This window comes from Porphyromonas miyakawae (assembly GCF_045865415.1).
GTDB classification, from domain to species: Bacteria; Bacteroidota; Bacteroidia; order Bacteroidales; family Porphyromonadaceae; genus Porphyromonas; species Porphyromonas miyakawae.
Map to the genome: position 1 here is coordinate 281183 of NZ_BAAFSF010000001.1, position 16318 is coordinate 297500.

Here is a 16318-nt window from a genome sequence, read left to right on the forward strand (position 1 = left end):
TCATTACATCTATCAAGGGCCTCTTTATTCTATGAAGAAGATAATCCTATGCGTAGTGACGGTCGTTGTGGTAGTGCTGTCGCTTTTTGGCTGCCGACGTCATCCGGAATTACCTGTATACAAGCATTATTTGACAGATCTGGTTCGTGTTGATACCATTGTAATGAAACCCGCTACACCAAAGAATGAGGAGTCGGTTGCCCAATGTGCCGGAGTAGAGCAGGCGCTGCCTATCTTATATGCCAGATTGTGTGAAAAAAAGAGAAAACCCGGTGGCCCCGGTGGTTTCAGTTATATCGGTATTCGAGAAGATATCTTGATTCGAAACCCCGATCCGGAGCGTATAGCCTACATTATTTCCATAGGGGATAATCACTATTATGATCGCAGCAATGACCCTTACTGGCGTGAGGCAGGTATTTGGTATCCTATTACCTCCTTTTCAGTCAAGTGTAATAAAGATCTCAACGAACACTTCAAAGCCGGAGATGAATTGAATTCTATCATCTTACTCCGTTTTACTGATAACTATACATACATCAAAAAAAGATACAGGGGAGGAAACAATCCCCCATCGAAAACTCTATTTGCCAATGATAATGAACGCTTACAGCGTACTTTGGTCCCTGGGGAAATGTTTGATATTTATCTTACGGAGATTCCTACTGATGCGGCAGGAGAGGAGGTGGAGTTCTCCATTGAAGTGAGTTTTACCAACGGAAATGTGGTAAGGCAAAAAACCACTTTGCAGGTGCCACTAAACTTTATATAAGACTTTCGCAAAAGGTCTGCCTATAAGGAAATAGCATCCTTTACAGAGACGCTTGATTTGTGCTGCCGATAACCGGCACGGATCAAGCGTTTCTTTATGTCTAAAGTGAACTGTATTTGTAGACCGACCAAAAGCAGAATAAATATTTACGAAGCTTTCGTAGGAGTAAGTGACTCGGGTGGGATTCAAACCCACGACCTTCAGAACCGGAATCTGACGCTCTATTCAGCTAAGCTACCGAGCCATTTTCGTAAGGCTGCAGAGCGCCTTACGGGTGCAAAGGTACGCTTTTTTCTTCTTTCCGCTTATGTCTTTGAAATAGAATGAGCTGACCTCGTTGGGGTGCTACGCTGAAGAAGCTTGCAGCAAGTGGCACATAAAAAGATGCGGATGAGGGATTAGATAATCCGCTTACAATGGATTGCGCAAAAGATAGGTATCTTTACCGCAAAAGGTACAGATGTTTTGTTTGAAAGGTTCTGATCTACTCAACGAAAGATACAGATCTTTTTTTGCCCCTTTTCAGGGTGCAAAGTATCCCTCCAGAGTGTCGTAACCATATCTTCACATTTGCGTAACATGAGGGTAATTCCTATGTATTAATATTGCATCGTAATACTACGCAAGGGACTCGGAGAGCGAGTGTGCCGAAGAGTATTGCAGCAATGAATAGCGATAACAAACTAAGTGAGAATAAGATATGAAAGGAATTAAGTGCAGTGCATTTTGTTGGACAGCCGCTGTATTGGCTGCGTCACTGATATTTGGAGCTGCTTTTTTAACCTCATGTAGCGGTGAAAAGAAAGGAAATGTAAGGGGATTGGATGCAGCCGGAGCTACTTTTCCCCTCCCTTTTTACAATGTAATATTCAAAAATTATCAAGAGCAAAGCGGAGTTCAAATCAATTATGGGGCCTTAGGTAGTGGAGGCGGTATCCGTAGTTTGAATGACAAAGTGGTGGATTTTGCTGCTACGGATGCATTCCTTACGGACGACGAAATGGCAGAAATGCCCACCATCGTACATGTGCCTACTTGTATGGGTGCCGTTGTGGTTGCATACAATTTGCCCGAAATAAAAGACTTGAAGCTTACCGGTACTATAATAGCCGATATTTACTTAGGGCGAATTACGCGGTGGAATGATCCCGCTATTGCAGCCGTAAATGAAGGAACTAAACTTCCCGATAAGAGCATTTCACCGATTTACCGTGCCGATGGCAGCGGTACAACGAATGTATTTAGCGATTATCTGTGCAAGGTAAGTGAGGAGTGGGCCGCCTCTGTGGGTAGCGGTAAGTCGCTTAAGTGGCCTGTCGGCTTAGCTGCCAAGGGAAACCCCGGTGTGGCAGGTGTAATTAAGCAGACGGATGGCGCCATTGGTTATATAGGTAGCGAATACAGTTTTGCTTTAGGTGTTCCTACTGCTGCTATCCAAAATAGAGCAGGCAACTTCGTTTCTCCCTCTTTAGAGGCTATATCGGCAGCAGCTGCCGGGGAGCTTCCTGCGGATACTCGGACAATGATTACAGATGCCGAGGGAGCTACAGCTTATCCGATTAGTTGCCTTACGTGGCTCATTCTCTACAAAGAGCAGAACTACGACAAGCGTACGCTAGAAAGGGCGCAGGCTACAGTGGACTTTATGCATTGGATATTGAGTGATGAGGCACAGAATGAAACGATCAACGTGCACTTTGCGCCTATCCCTGCGAAACTGCGAGAAAATGCTCTTGCAGCCCTTCGTACTATTACTTACGATGGCAAACCCATCGAAGAGTCAGGCAACGGAGATAGGGCTGACCAATAGCAATGCACAATAGTACTTATTGATTCTTTCGTGTACGACCAAAACCTTACTTTTTCTATTCCTCAGTAGTATGTGTACGAAGTGTCACTCCGGAGTAAGCACCCATTGTGGCTCCCCTATTCCCGAATGCACTTCTTACACTTACTCTCCCCACTACTACGACAGAATGCGGTAAGTGCTATTTATCTACCATTTCCTATGGAGCGAACTCTTTCCACTGCGAAGCAAAACTCTGCACGCTTAGATCATCTCTTCCGAGGTGCCCTGAAAGTTGCGGGTGTATTGGTGCTTTTGATAGCAGCGGCACTCATTGTTACACTTCTGGTAAATAGCCGTGAGGCCTTTGGCAAGTTTGGCTTTTGGGGGTTTCTAACTTCCTCCGAGTGGAACCCGACAGCAGGCAGTGAGCAGTACGGGGCTTTGACATTTATCATCGGTACCGTAGTAACCTCCCTTTTGGCACTGCTCTTCTGTATTCCTTTCTCACTTCCGGTTGCTCTTTTTATCGGAGAGTATTTCAAAGGAAGGCCTATAGCGCGCATTATATCCTCTCTTACCGATCTATTGGCAGGTATCCCCTCTATCGTGTATGGGTTGTGGGGCTTCTATACTTTGCGCCCACTCATAGATGCTGTTGATGGAGCAAATTACAATGGGTACGGTATCCTGACCTCATCACTCATATTGTCCATCATGATCATTCCTTATGCAGCCTCCTTGAGTAGTGAGTTCATCCGGATGACGCCCAAAGGACTCAAAGAGGCGGCTTATAGCTTGGGCTGTACGCGTACGGAGGTTATTTGGCGCGTTGTGTTGCCTACCTCACGAAGTGGCATAGTCGCTGCCTATATCCTTGCTTTAGGACGTGCTTTGGGTGAAACTATGGCAGTTACTATGCTAATAGGAAATACAGACCAAATACCTAACTCTATATTGAGTACCGGACAGAGTATGGCAAGCTTGATCGCTAACCAATTTGGGGAAGCTCAGGGACTCAAGCTCAGTAGTTTAATGGGGATCGCCTTCTCGCTTTTCCTCATCACGGCAATCATCAATGCGATTGCCAAAGTAATCTTGAGAGAAAAAAAGTAGCAGAATAAAACTATATGAGTAGCCGTCGTTTGAAGCACCAGATCACGCGTAGGCAGGGCGATAGAGCCTTCTTCTCTACTTGTGTTGCGTTAACTTGGATCTCTGTATTACCTCTTTTTCTTATCCTGGGGACCATCATATTTAAGGGAGTCGGGCAGATCAATGGGAGCTTCTTTGTAGAGCCATCTCCTACGGCAGTGGATGCCATGATGGCAAAGATGCAGGTTGATAGTGTAGCAGGAGGGCGTGTGATCCTACCCGGGGGCATCGCTAATGGTATAGTAGGTACCCTTATTATGGTTGTAGTAGCCTCTCTAATCGCTATCCCTATTGGGGTGCTGGGCGGTATCTATCTCTCCGAGGAAAGAGGTACACGCTTAGCCTCGGTGGTGCGTTTTATTACAGACCTTCTGCAGGGTACCCCCTCTATTGTATTGGGCATCATTGTCTATATATGGGTGGTAGTTCCTTTGGGTAACTACTCTGCTTTGGCCGGTGCCGTATCGCTGGCTATTATGATGCTCCCCCTTATTATACGCTCAACCGAAGAGACCTTGCTTCGGCTGCCCAAGTCAATGAAAGAGTCGGCTTTGGCATTGGGCACAAGTTATCGCTCAACCGTACTTAAAGTATTGCTACCTTCTGCTTCCGGAGGGCTCCTGACGGGTATTTTGCTTGCCGTGAGTCGTATCATAGGCGAAACGGCACCCCTGATGATGACTGCTCTCGGCAGTAATCATATTAACTGGAATCTCATTACCCCCTCATCGGCTGTGCCGCTGCTGATATGGGAGTTCTACAACGATCCTAATTTGATAGAAATGATTTGGAGTAGCTCCCTCTTTTTACTTGTATTGGTGCTTACTCTCAATATTATCGCAAAGCGTATTGCTGCAAAGCGAGCTATTTAGTTATTTTGTGCGTAATGGAAACTAATCCCTCTCTAAATACTCAGGAATATAAGCCTCTTGACTCCGATGTGGCATCACACGAGCATTTGGATAATAACGACCTGATCGTGCGTATTGAAGATCTCTCCGTATCTTATCAACAGGGAAAGAAGGCTATTGACTCGGTCTCTGCAGGTATATACGATCATGAGATAACCGCCATTATGGGTCCCAGTGGATGTGGTAAGAGCACGCTCTTGCGAGCAATCAATCGGATGCACTCTCTCTATAAAGAGATCACGGTGACAGGGAAAATATTTATCCGAAATGAAGATATCACCACCAAAGAGCCGATGGAGGTGCGTCGAATGGCGGGAATGGTATTTCAGCAGCCTAACCCTTTTCCCACAATGAGCATTGCCGACAATGTAATGGCCGGGTACAAGCTTAACGGCATTCGGGTGTCAAAGCATGAAAGGGAACAGATACTTGAAGAGAGTCTCCGTAGTGTAGCACTATGGGATGAAGTAAAAGATACCTTGGATAAGAAGGGCTCATTCCTCTCCGGAGGACAGCAGCAGCGACTCTGTATAGCTCGGGCTATGGCTCTACGTCCTGATGTATTGCTGATGGATGAGCCTACTAGTGCGTTGGATCCAATTGCCACAAAGCGTATCGAAGAGCTTATTTTGGAGTTGAAGAAAGAGATCGCTATTGTTATTGTTACCCACAATATGGGCCAAGCAGCGCGGATCTCCGATAGGTCCATGTTCATGTACCTTGGTAAGCTTATTGAGTATGACTATACCGATAAGATGTTTACTAATCCTGCGGACAAGCGGACGGAGCAGTACCTCTCGGGGCAATTCGGTTAATTTGTACATTTGTAATGATGATAAGCAACAGTATTCCTTTACTTAGAACTATTTAGCAGAACGAAAAGAATTATCATGGCAGGCTTGCAATCCAATTTAGAGCGTCAGCATCTGTTGATTAGAGAGAATTTCAATGTACTTTCTAAGATCATCAGTCAACAGGCGCAATTAGTGTACACGCTTTTCAATCGTGAGGCTTCCTATGAAGATAAGGAAGCTGAGATGGAAACCAATGAGACCGTGGTGGATAGTTTGGAAGTGAAGATTCGCACGGAGGTGATCAATGGGATTGTACTCTATACTCCTCGTGCGGCTGAGAGTAGACGTATGTTTGCCTATATTGATGCCACGGGCTTTCTGGAGCGTATCGCAGATCTTTTGCTTAATATAGGTATGGTGAGCCCACAAATATCCTACGATACAGAGTTGGCGGACCAAATAGCCCCTCGCTTGTCTCGGCAGTTGATGCTTGTCGTTAAGATGGTAGAGGATGCCATCGTAGCTTTTACTGTGGGAGATACAGCCTTGGCAAGAGATGTAATAGTGCGCGACCTCGATATTGATACAGAGCATAGGAGTATATGCGACGATATCCCTGTACTGATTGAGGGTGGGGACAAAGGCCCCACGGCAATTCGTACTGCACTTATCTTTAATACAATCTCCTATAATATTGAGCGTATCGGTGATAATGCCACTAACATAGCTGAATCAGCCATCTATCACGCCGAGGGGAAGAATGCCCGCCACGTGAGTATAGCTTCGGCTGCTAATGATGAAATGTAAATATTATGTCTGTGAAGAATAACGAGAAAGAACTCTATAGCATCCTAATCGTGGATGATGAAGAGGATTTACTGGAAATCCTAACCTTCAATTTAGAGAGCCAAGGGTATAAAATAGATCGGGCTTCATCTGCCGAAGAGGCTTTGGCTAAGGATCTTACCCAATATAATCTCCTCCTACTGGACGTTATGATGCCCGGAATGAACGGATTTAAGTTGGCTGAGGTAATACGTAAGGAACGCAAACTGGATATGCCGATTATCTTCCTTACGGCAAAGGATACCGAGAATGACCTACTTACCGGATTTAGCCTTGGGGCAGATGACTATATTTCTAAGCCCTTTAGCGTAAAAGAGTTGCAAGCAAGAGTACATGCAGTGCTCCATCGTAGTAGGGATATAGCTCCTGTAGACACGAATAGCTCCGGCAGTAAAATATGTGTGGGCAACCTTGAGATAGATCTCATGGCGAAGCGTACACTACTCAATGGAGAAGAGGTAATACTCACCAAAAAAGAGCTGGAAATTCTGATTCTTCTCGCATCGCAACCTGATAGAGTGTATTCGCGTAGCGAAATACTCGACAAGGTATGGCGTGACGAGAGCTACGTAATGGAGCGTACAGTGGATGTGCATATAACGCGACTTCGCAAAAAACTGAAAAACGCTTCTCTTGCTATTATCAATCGAAGCGGTTTCGGATATTGTCTCTCGGAGATAGAGGGTGGCAACTAACTTTAAATGCTCATACTGTAATGCTGCACTTTAATTATCGTACACAAGCGACGCTTTTCTCCGCAGTCTTGTTCATTGCGTTTGGTGCTGCTATCATTATTTTTCAGCACAACGAAGAAAAACGCTTTCGTACCGAAGCACTCTTCGGTAAAATGGAGGACTATACCGATTTGATCAATGCTTCCATAAGCTCCTGGCAGGAAGCGGTACATACGGATTCAACCCTCTTACAAGAAAAAATGCCTCCGATAGAGCACTTCAAATCAATTGGTCGCTTGCTGCCCGATTCGCTTCGGATCACCGTTATTTACAACGATGGAAAGGTGATCTTCGATAATGAAAAGAGCCAGGGTAGTATGGAAAACCACTTTGAGCGTCCGGAGATTGTACAAGCGCGCATTAAGGGTGTGGGCTTCAGTAGTCGTCATAGTGTCTCGATCGGTAAGGAGCTATTTTACTTTGCTAAAGCGTACCCCGACTACTTTGTGCGCACAGCCCTTCCTTATGAGATTAAGTATAAGGGTATTGCAGCCTCAAGTGGCCTCTTCCTCTATTTTATCCTCGCACTCTCGATCCTTGCTTTCTTAGCGGTCTATTTTTTTACAGATCGCTTAACCAAGTCTATACGTGTGCTGCAAGGCTTTGTGGAGAGTGCGAATGAAAAGGGTAGCTTTGACTACAGCGTGCAGTTTCCGGACACTGAGATAGGGGAGCTGGGAGAGCAGATCAAAACGACTTTCCGCAAGATAGATCAGTACAACAAAGAGGCAAAAGAGGAACGCGAGAAACTATTGAGCCACTTCTCCCATAGTGGGGAGGGAATCGCTTTCTTCAGCGAAAAGAACGAATATACTTATGCGAATAGCCACTTTGTACAGTTACTTAATAGTATGCTGGATGAGCCTACTTTTATTATCGATGAGCGCATACTCGATACTCCCGAGCTGACTCCGATCAAACGCTTTATTTCCAAGCGTGAGGGATCACTCCTTAAATACAAGGTGACAAAAGAAAATCGACACTTTGAGGTGCGCGGACAGTGCTTCCCGGATGGTTCCTTTGAGATAGTGCTGACAAATATCACGCAGATAGAGCAGAATAGATGCCTTAAGTATGAGATGACTAATAGTATTGCGCATGAATTGCGTACTCCGGTTAGTTGTATTCGCGGCTTTATAGAGACTCTTCTTTCAGGTGCAGACCTTTCTGAGGAGAAACGAACCTATTTTTTGGAGCGTAGCTATTCGCAGCTCTTGCGCCTCTCTGAGTTGATCAGTGATGTATCTACAATCAATAAGTTGGAAGATGCCGGTGAACTGTATGATAAAGACAATGTGTGTGTGAGCGAAGTCGTTTCGGAGGTCTCTCGGGATCTGGAAGACCCACTGAAGGCTGCGCAAATGACACTGGAGAATGCGATACCCGATGATCTAATGGTTTATGGCAATCGATCACTCCTTTATACCATATTTCGCAATTTGGTGGAGAATAGTATCAAGTATGCAGGGATGGGGAGCCACATTGAGGTTCGACAAACCCTTGAAGACACTGACTTTCATTACTTCCTTTTTGCGGACAATGGTGTGGGAGTAAAGGATAAGAAAAACATTGGCAAAATATTTGATCGCTTTTACCGTATGAGCGAAGGACGTAGTCGCTCCGATGGAGGTAGTGGATTGGGATTGTCCATAGTGAAGAATGCCGTGCTCTTTCACGGAGGCGAAATTCAAGCGAAGGATCGCCCTGCCGGTGGTTTAGAGATTTTCTTTTCTATTGCTAAGGAGTCGCACTTTATATCTGTCAATGGGAAGCAGAGCACTACGGAGACTTTGAGCGCAGAGGACGAAGCCTTGTAGCGCACTCCTTTTATAAATACGCTTTAGCTCTACATTCGAAAGAGAGTCCACTGAGAGGGACGGAAAACACACCTCCTGATGCGCTAAATGGGCATTGGGAGGTGTGAAGCATGTTTATAGTCTCGGACGAATCTCTTTCTTCAATGCTTTTTTGTATCTAATATTCCTTTGGTTATATGCTGCTTTGCTTTGTTTGTGCATATTTTATAGGTCAATTGTATAATATAGGACAAAGGATGTGTTTCTTTTAGAAAAAATAGTAACTTTACGTTAGAGAAAGGTCAAACAAAAATAGGTGACGTAGAAAACAAGATTAATTTAAGTGATATGAAACAGAATTTGACTATCGCCGCCCTTGCTTTGGCGGCATCCCTGCTCCTCTTTGGATGCAAAGGAAGTGAACCCGACCCGACCCCTCCTGTGGTTCCACCGACCCCTCCTGTAGAACAGGCGGTGACATTTGCTAATCCCTTAGAAAATCTGGGAGCACCGGCCAACGATTTGATAAGTGCCGAGAAAGCTCGAGGTAACGCAGCTACCTACGATGAAGCCAAACGGCAGATTAGCGTACAGGTAAAAGACACTAAAGTGGCACAAACAATTGATTATTACCTCGATGAAGCAGGTAACTACCGATATGCCGCTACCAACGTGACGATGAAGAGCGAAGCCGATCTGCTGAAAGCTTTGGAAGCTATGAAGTACAAGGCTGAAGCAAGCTTATCCGTAAATCCGGATGTGGTTGTATATCTAAATGCCTCTACGGGCTTCTCCTATTCGCTTAATAAGAAAGCAAGTGAGAAAGGAGTTTATCGTCTTATCTATTTAAAGAGTGACCAAGATGCTTTCTCTTGGGGGCGAATGACGATGCTTGATAAAGAACCATTCGGTATTCCACTACTGGCGAAAGGCGTTACGGTGGAACTGATGGAGTTCTTTGAAGCGCGTTTGGGACATACGCTGGATACGGACCGCTCCAAACCTGACAAGGGCGTTTATGTATATAAAACAGGAGACGCTAAGCGTCCGGCTGTGCGCTACTGGTTTGATGTGAAAACCAAAATGTACCTTGAAGAAGCTTCAGTGGAATTTACGCCTGAAGCCTTCCCCGAACAAGCGGTATGCACCGAATATCTCAAAAAGTTTGGCTTTGCACCGACTATAGCTGTGGATCAACAGCTTAACCACATTCTGTATAATAAGGAGCGTACGCTCTGTGTAGGTCTATACATTAAGCCTGAAAAGGGTAAAGAGGCCGACTTTATTCCCGAAGTACACTTCTATTACGCTCCTTTAAAAGAGGATCTTATTATTCCAGAGAAAGTGGATTTCCCCTTCCCGATAGATGATTGGCAGTTGACGGGAACCGAAGTGATTGCACAGTACAAAAAGAAACCCTATTTCGTGAGTATGATGACTGATCCGCAAATGGGTATACCGGTGATTACTACTAATTCAAAGGACTTTGAGAAGATCACTCTTCTTATTTTTGATGAGGATTATATAGGTGTCACAATGGTTGCAAAGAATCTGGCTACAGTTTACTCTCCCTCTATTGTGAAAGCATTGGAAGATGCCGGCTATGTGTATTCAAAAGAAAAGAGTGTCTCACTGCCTTCGTACGTTAACGAGGCAAAGCATAGTCTTTGTCAGTTAGACGTAATGGCAGTCGGTGGCTTCTTCGGTGTGGCGTTCAGCGATTTGAATGCGGAATAAAAGTTAGCTACAAAGCAGCAAAGCCTCCATTGTATGAGTAATGGGGGCTTGCTCATTTGTTTGGCTTGACCTTTGCCTCATTGGCACAGAGAGTGCGAGCTTCATAAGGGGATCTGTACCTGTTAATAGAAGGGGTTGTGGAGCAATTACGCACAAACGAGTGTGAAGGCATTCTCTGGTGAGAATGCGCATATTCGCTAATGCGTAGGCAAAGTTGTACAGCAGCGTGCACCCTTCTCTTACAGACGAAGAAGACGTGGCACCGTTACCCTTGTAGTAATCTCAGAGTTTTTTCTCCTGTCCTTTTACAGCGACAAAGCATACGAAAGAGAGAAAAAGGTCTAAGCTATATGTATTGCTTAGTTAGGTACATCACAATGAAAAAAGGGGAATGCTCTGAGGCACTCCCCTTATTTTGTTCGCTCTCACCAAGGGTGATGCAAGGAGAACGTAACGCTCTATCGGAGCAACAGACGAATAGTTTTGCCGTTCGCACTCAAAAGACAGTATCCGCGTGGCATCCGCGATACATCAATAGTGACATTCCCTTCGGCATCGCTCTGCGCTTCGTAGAACAAATTTCCGTTCAAATCCCTTAAGGTAACTGTAGAACAGGGGTTTAGTCCACGCATTTGAACGCTTGCTGTAGCGGGGTTGGGGAAAGCAACTATTTCCTGAGTGGAAATTTCGCTTATATCCGTAGTTCCTGTGTACTCCTTGTAAGTATCTTCCGCAATCCGGTAGTAAGGGGTCCAGTTCTTAGCCTTTGTTGCCGATACATTTTCCTTGCTGAAAACATTTTCGTCAACGGTGGATCCATCACTCTTAAGTTTCATACTGTCAAGAACGATCAGTTTAACATCAACCTTACTTCCGGAATAGTTGGGTAGTGTAGAAACTATCTTTTTCATTCCATCTTCCTTTAGCTTATTGAGGTAAATCGCTACCGTTTTTAGCGTTATGGAGTTGGGAAGCTCCATAGTGTTAAGCATATTTTGATGGACATCGAGCATTTCCAGCTTATTGCAGCCCGATACGTTGAGCGATGTAAGCTTATTATCGTAGCAAGATGCATTTATAAGCTCAGGGTTATTTGAAAGATCCAAGGAAGCTAGTTTGTTTTCGGGACAGAAAAGTGTAACCAATTTCGTACACTTGCTAACATCTAGCACATCAATCCCAACGTTATCACAACCTAAAAGAGACAGAGCTGTGCAGCCTGATACATCCAAAGAAGAAAGCGTATTGCCACCGCAGTATATGGTAGCAAGCTTATCGTTGTTCTTGAGGTTGAGGGCTTGCAGTTTATTGCTATAGCAATAAATAAGCTCCAAGTTCTTGCATTGTGTTAGATCGAGAGTTGTGATTTTGTTTTTCTGACAACGAAGTTCTTTGAGTGATGTGTTTTTGGTTAAGTCTAATGCCTCCAATTCGTTATCACTACAATCAATGCTTTCCAAAAGAGTATTTCCAGAAATATCCAACATAGTCAACTTGGCCTCCCAAATGGTCAGTCCCGTTACGTCTCCAGTAATGGTAAGATCCTGTTTCTGAACCGTGTAGGAATGATAACCGGCTTGAGCATTTTCCTTTACACCGTCAATGGAAAGAGCTCCTTTGGCAGTGATTTCTATCTCAATCTTTTTTCCCACACTAATCCCTGTGGTCAGTTTTATTACATTCTGTCCACAAAGAGAGGTAGCAGACACTAAAACTAACACCGCCAAGGCGGTCAGTAAATGTGTAATGTTCTTTCTCATAACTATATATCTATATCTATATTTGTCGTTCTATCTATGCATGTTATACTTTTACTATCACTTTTTGAGCATTATCCGACCAAAGATAAAATAAAAGTTTGAAAAGGTCTCCAATCAATGAGTTTGTCAATTAGCTCTAGAAACTCATTGCGTGCTTTGGATTTTCTTGACTCGGTAAAGCCTCAGTAAATAAGAAGGGTGAAATGTTGCTGTCTGCTTAAATTCCATATTTTCTTTAGTTATTCAAATAAGATGTTAATAATCAATGAGATATGAAATGTTTTAGCTTGGCTTTTCGTGTACAATTGTCTCTTTAATGAAACATCTACACCTATATACGATAACATCAACCTCTTCGCATTGAGCACGCATATCTTTGGGATAAAAAATAATCCTTTATGGAAATGTACGTTAGTCTTGAGTAACGGAAAATTGATTTGCTATGCTAAGAAAAGGGAAATGCATTAGTACTATTATTTACATATTGCCATATTTTCAATAATTATTTTGATTGGCGTAAGGGATTGATTGATAGGAAGAAAGGGGTGATATGAGGGGAAAAGAGGTCGATGAATAAGGTTGCGGGTATTGTTTATAAAGAGAAAAGTATTACCTTTGCATCCGCAACTGAGACATAGGGCACTTGAGCGATAGTGTTGGTCTCGATGCGACAGAGCAAAGGAGAAAATAAATGATCAAACATTTGGTCAGAATAAAATAAGTTATTACCTTTGCATTCGCAACCTGAATGAAAGGGTCACCAAGCGCGGTGATGAACAGGTAGCGGAAGGCGGAGAGTAAGGAACAAAGAAAGTCTTCGAAAAAAAAAGACTTTTTCTTATGGCAGATTTGGTCAAAAGAAAATAAGTTTCTACCTTTGCAGTCCCGACCCCAAAGAACGGGTTGCCATGGGAAGCCATGGTGCAGTGCTTGGGGGCGTGGAAATAGAAGCGATCTTTGACAGGCTTTGAACAAAGAAATAGATGATACAAAACAACGAACAGTTGTGTAGTACAATATAACGATCTAAGAAGAAAGGTGATAGACAAGAAGCCCGTCATTTCTGATATCACGAAAGTGAAGGAAGGAATAACGAGGGGAATACGGATCTATAAACATCATCCCAAGAGCTAAAAGGAAGAAAACAAAAATTGTAAATAACAATGGAGAGTTTGATCCTGGCTCAGGATGAACGCTAGCGATAGGCTTAACACATGCAAGTCGAGGGGCAGCGCGAGGTAGCAATACTTTGGCGGCGACCGGCGCACGGGTGCGTAACACGTATGTAACTTACCTCTTACAACCGGATAACACGGTGAAAGTCGTGCTAATATGGTATAGTTTCACATTTTTGCATGAGAAGGTGAATAAAGATTTATCGGTAAGAGATAGACATGCGGTCCATTAGATAGTTGGTGAGGTAACGGCCCACCAAGTCGACGATGGATAGGGGGACTGAGAGGTTGACCCCCCACACTGGTACTGAGACACGGACCAGACTCCTACGGGAGGCAGCAGTGAGGAATATTGGTCAATGGGCGAGAGCCTGAACCAGCCAAGTCGCGTGAAGGAAGACGGTTCATAAGGATTGTAAACTTCTTTTGTAGAGGGGTAAAGGTGCGTACGTGTACGCATTTGCAAGTACTCTACGAATAAGTATCGGCTAACTCCGTGCCAGCAGCCGCGGTAATACGGGGGATACGAGCGTTATCCGGAATTATTGGGTTTAAAGGGTGCGTAGGTGGCTATTTAAGTCAGGGGTGAAAAGCATGAGCTCAACTCATGTCTTGCCTTTGAAACTGGACAGCTAGAGAAGAGACGAGGTATGTGGAATGTGTGGTGTAGCGGTGAAATGCATAGATATCACACAGAACTCCGATTGCGCAGGCAGCGTACCAGACTTAGTTCTGACACTGAAGCACGAAAGCGTGGGTATCAAACAGGATTAGATACCCTGGTAGTCCACGCAGTAAACGATGAATACTAGTTTTTTGCGATATACGGTAAGAGACTAAGCGAAAGCGATAAGTATTCCACCTGGGGAGTACGCCGGCAACGGTGAAACTCAAAGGAATTGACGGGGGCCCGCACAAGCGGAGGAACATGTGGTTTAATTCGATGATACGCGAGGAACCTTACCCGGGATTGAAATGTAGGAGTTAGATGATGAGAGTCATTGTCCCTTCGGGGCTCCTATGTAGGTGCTGCATGGTTGTCGTCAGCTCGTGCCGTGAGGTGTTTGCTTAAGTGCAATAACGAGCGCAACCCACGTTGATAGTTACTAACAGGTTAAGCTGAGGACTCTATCGAGACAGCCGTCGTAAGGCGAGAGGAAGGTGTGGATGACGTCAAATCAGCACGGCCCTTACATCCGGGGCAACACACGTGTTACAATGGTGAGGACAGCAGGAAGCGACATGGTGACATGAAGCAGATCCCAAAACCTCACCCCAGTTCGGATCGGAGTCTGCAACTCGACTCCGTGAAGCCGGATTCGCTAGTAATCGCGCATCAGCCATGGCGCGGTGAATACGTTCCCGGGCCTTGTACACACCGCCCGTCAAGCCATGGGAGTCGGGGGTACCTGAAGAGCGTGACCGTCAAAGGAGCGCTTAAGGGTAATACCGGTGACTGGGGCTAAGTCGTAACAAGGTAGCCGTACCGGAAGGTGCGGCTGGAACACCTCCTTTCTGGAGGCTCTAAAGCGTGTAGGAGTGGTAAAACGCTTATTATGCGCAGACGGGATGTAATAGATAATAAGTACCCTATGGATGGGTTCTTGTCATCGCCGCCCTTCTTCTTTTATGAAAAGTTCAAAGCCTAACGATATAAGTAGGATGCTTGCCGCAAGGAGCGGAGCTCAGCACTGAGGCGTGAAAGTCCTCAGCCGGTGCAGCACCGACCAGAAGAGGGCGGTAGGACATCAAGAAGTCCTATAGCTCAGTTGGTTAGAGCGCTACACTGATAATGTAGAGGTCGGCAGTTCAAATCTGCCTGGGACTACAGTGACTCTAAAGCGATAGAGTTAAGAGTACGGGGGATTAGCTCAGCTGGCTAGAGCACCTGCTTTGCAAGCAGGGGGTCATCGGTTCGAATCCGATATTCTCCACTATCCCTAGTCCTTGAAAGAGGACGTAAAGGGGAAGCGATCTTTGACATGATTTTATACGAAGAAACAACAAAGAGTAGAGCGCTGCTCAGTTGTGGCCGCCTTGCGTAGTGCAAGGAGAAGCAACGGAGTAGCAAGTAAAAATAAAAGAATAGAAAGCAGCGCATTGTATGAGTTGATTAGGAAACTGATTAATGAGGACAATGACTGTATACTCAACATGTAATAAAGGCGAGAATAGGAGTCGAAAGACTTTTATTCAGGCGACGAAATAGACAGAAGGCAGACGGTGGATGCCTTGGCTCTCGGGAGCGAAGAAGGACGTGACAAGCTGCGAAAAGCTGCGGGGATTGGCACATACGACGCGATCCGCAGATATCCGAATGGGGCAACCCGCCGGAGAGGAGCTCCGGCACTTTCCAAAGGAAAGAGCGAACGTGGGGAACTGAAACATCTTAGTACCCATAGGAAGAGAAAACAAAAGTGATTCCCTTAGTAGTGGCGAGCGAACGGGGATTAGCCCAAACCAATACTGTTTCGGCAGTATTGGGGTAATAGGATTCTCCACAACGTGTACAGCAGTATAGTAGAAGGGGTTGGAAAGCCCGGCCACAGAGCGTGATAGCCGCGTAGACGAAATATAGCTGTATATAAGGGGGACACCTGAGTAACTCGGGACACGAGAAATCTTGAGTGAATTAGCGGGGACCATCCCGTAAGGCTAAATATGACTGAGAGACCGATAGTGAACAAGTACCGTGAGGGAAAGGTGAAAAGCACCTCGCATAGAGGAGTGAAATAGTACCTGAACCCGTCTGCTTACAAGCGGTAGGAGCTCCGTAAGGAGTGACTGCGTGCCTTTTGCATAATGAACCTACGAGTTGTCGATGCCGGCAAGGTTAACTGTTAGAGACAGGA

Annotated in this window: 10 protein-coding genes, 3 tRNA genes and 2 rRNA genes (1 of these 15 only partly in view); 13 read left to right on the forward strand and 2 right to left on the reverse strand. The window is 45.0% G+C overall.

Annotated elements, in window-relative coordinates; translation table 11 throughout:
- Positions 1-31: 31 nt before the first annotated feature.
- Positions 32-772, forward strand: coding sequence for a hypothetical protein (locus tag ACLWMH_RS01035; protein WP_411914911.1), 741 nt, complete (start codon positions 32-34; stop codon positions 770-772).
- 170 nt (positions 773-942) lie between these two features.
- On the opposite strand, the gene ACLWMH_RS01040 is transcribed toward ACLWMH_RS01035, so the two are convergent.
- Positions 943-1016, reverse strand: a tRNA-Arg gene (locus tag ACLWMH_RS01040).
- A 456-nt stretch (positions 1017-1472) separates the two neighbouring features.
- Here ACLWMH_RS01040 and pstS point away from each other — a divergent pair.
- The 8 genes from pstS to ACLWMH_RS01080 all read left to right on the forward strand — a co-directional run bounded on the left by pstS (position 1473) and on the right by ACLWMH_RS01080 (position 10531).
- On the forward strand, positions 1473-2582 hold the full coding sequence (pstS, locus tag ACLWMH_RS01045) for a phosphate ABC transporter substrate-binding protein PstS (protein WP_411914912.1): 1110 nt from the start codon (positions 1473-1475) through the stop codon (positions 2580-2582).
- 198 nt (positions 2583-2780) lie between these two features.
- Positions 2781-3674 (forward strand): phosphate ABC transporter permease subunit PstC, encoded by an 894-nt coding sequence (gene pstC, locus ACLWMH_RS01050; RefSeq protein WP_411915592.1) that lies wholly within the window; start codon positions 2781-2783, stop codon positions 3672-3674.
- A gap of 14 nt (positions 3675-3688) precedes the next feature.
- Complete coding sequence (gene pstA / locus ACLWMH_RS01055; RefSeq protein WP_411914913.1) at positions 3689-4585, forward strand: phosphate ABC transporter permease PstA; 897 nt, start codon at positions 3689-3691, stop codon at positions 4583-4585.
- Between the two features lie 14 nt (positions 4586-4599).
- Complete coding sequence (gene pstB / locus ACLWMH_RS01060) at positions 4600-5439, forward strand: phosphate ABC transporter ATP-binding protein PstB (RefSeq protein ID WP_411914914.1); 840 nt, start codon at positions 4600-4602, stop codon at positions 5437-5439.
- 75 nt (positions 5440-5514) lie between these two features.
- A complete protein-coding gene (locus ACLWMH_RS01065) occupies positions 5515-6225 on the forward strand; it encodes a phosphate signaling complex PhoU family protein (RefSeq protein WP_411914915.1) in 711 nt (236 codons plus the stop codon).
- Between the two features lie 5 nt (positions 6226-6230).
- Positions 6231-6959, forward strand: a complete 729-nt coding sequence (locus ACLWMH_RS01070) for a response regulator transcription factor (protein WP_411914916.1) — start codon at positions 6231-6233, stop codon at positions 6957-6959.
- A 20-nt stretch (positions 6960-6979) separates the two neighbouring features.
- Positions 6980-8815: a sensor histidine kinase gene (locus tag ACLWMH_RS01075; RefSeq protein ID WP_411914917.1), complete on the forward strand. Its 1836-nt coding sequence runs from the start codon at positions 6980-6982 to the stop codon at positions 8813-8815.
- 327 nt (positions 8816-9142) lie between these two features.
- Positions 9143-10531 carry a hypothetical protein gene (locus tag ACLWMH_RS01080; RefSeq protein WP_411914918.1) on the forward strand — a complete coding sequence of 463 codons (1389 nt, stop codon included), beginning with the start codon at positions 9143-9145 and terminating at the stop codon, positions 10529-10531.
- A gap of 458 nt (positions 10532-10989) precedes the next feature.
- On the opposite strand, the gene ACLWMH_RS01085 is transcribed toward ACLWMH_RS01080, so the two are convergent.
- Entirely contained in the window at positions 10990-12291 is a 1302-nt protein-coding gene (locus ACLWMH_RS01085) for a leucine-rich repeat domain-containing protein (protein WP_411914919.1), read from the reverse strand.
- Positions 12292-13451: 1160 nt separating this feature from the next.
- Between ACLWMH_RS01085 and ACLWMH_RS01090 the strand changes: the two genes are divergently transcribed.
- The 4 genes from ACLWMH_RS01090 to ACLWMH_RS01105 form a co-directional block, all read left to right on the forward strand.
- Positions 13452-14981 (forward strand): 16S ribosomal RNA (locus ACLWMH_RS01090).
- Between the two features lie 239 nt (positions 14982-15220).
- A tRNA-Ile gene (locus ACLWMH_RS01095) sits at positions 15221-15294 on the forward strand.
- 32 nt (positions 15295-15326) lie between these two features.
- Positions 15327-15400, forward strand: a tRNA-Ala gene (locus tag ACLWMH_RS01100).
- A gap of 266 nt (positions 15401-15666) precedes the next feature.
- Positions 15667-16318, forward strand: a 23S ribosomal RNA gene (locus tag ACLWMH_RS01105); it runs 2225 nt beyond the window's last position.
- Together the 16S and 23S rRNA genes with 2 tRNA genes alongside form the textbook arrangement of a ribosomal RNA operon.

Bases quoted from the DNA above. Each gene is read 5' to 3' on its own strand.
- ACLWMH_RS01085 (WP_411914919.1), bottom strand. From the start codon at position 12,291: ATGAGAAAGAACATTACACATTTACTGACCGCCTTGGCGGTGTTAGTT.
- pstA (WP_411914913.1), top strand. From the start codon at position 3,689: ATGAGTAGCCGTCGTTTGAAGCACCAGATCACGCGTAGGCAGGGCGAT.
- ACLWMH_RS01075 (WP_411914917.1), top strand. From the start codon at position 6,980: ATGCTGCACTTTAATTATCGTACACAAGCGACGCTTTTCTCCGCAGTC.
- pstB (WP_411914914.1), top strand. From the start codon at position 4,600: ATGGAAACTAATCCCTCTCTAAATACTCAGGAATATAAGCCTCTTGAC.
- ACLWMH_RS01070 (WP_411914916.1), top strand. From the start codon at position 6,231: ATGTCTGTGAAGAATAACGAGAAAGAACTCTATAGCATCCTAATCGTG.
- ACLWMH_RS01035 (WP_411914911.1), top strand. From the start codon at position 32: ATGAAGAAGATAATCCTATGCGTAGTGACGGTCGTTGTGGTAGTGCTG.
- pstS (WP_411914912.1), top strand. From the start codon at position 1,473: ATGAAAGGAATTAAGTGCAGTGCATTTTGTTGGACAGCCGCTGTATTG.
- pstC (WP_411915592.1), top strand. From the start codon at position 2,781: ATGGAGCGAACTCTTTCCACTGCGAAGCAAAACTCTGCACGCTTAGAT.
- ACLWMH_RS01065 (WP_411914915.1), top strand. From the start codon at position 5,515: ATGGCAGGCTTGCAATCCAATTTAGAGCGTCAGCATCTGTTGATTAGA.
- ACLWMH_RS01080 (WP_411914918.1), top strand. From the start codon at position 9,143: ATGAAACAGAATTTGACTATCGCCGCCCTTGCTTTGGCGGCATCCCTG.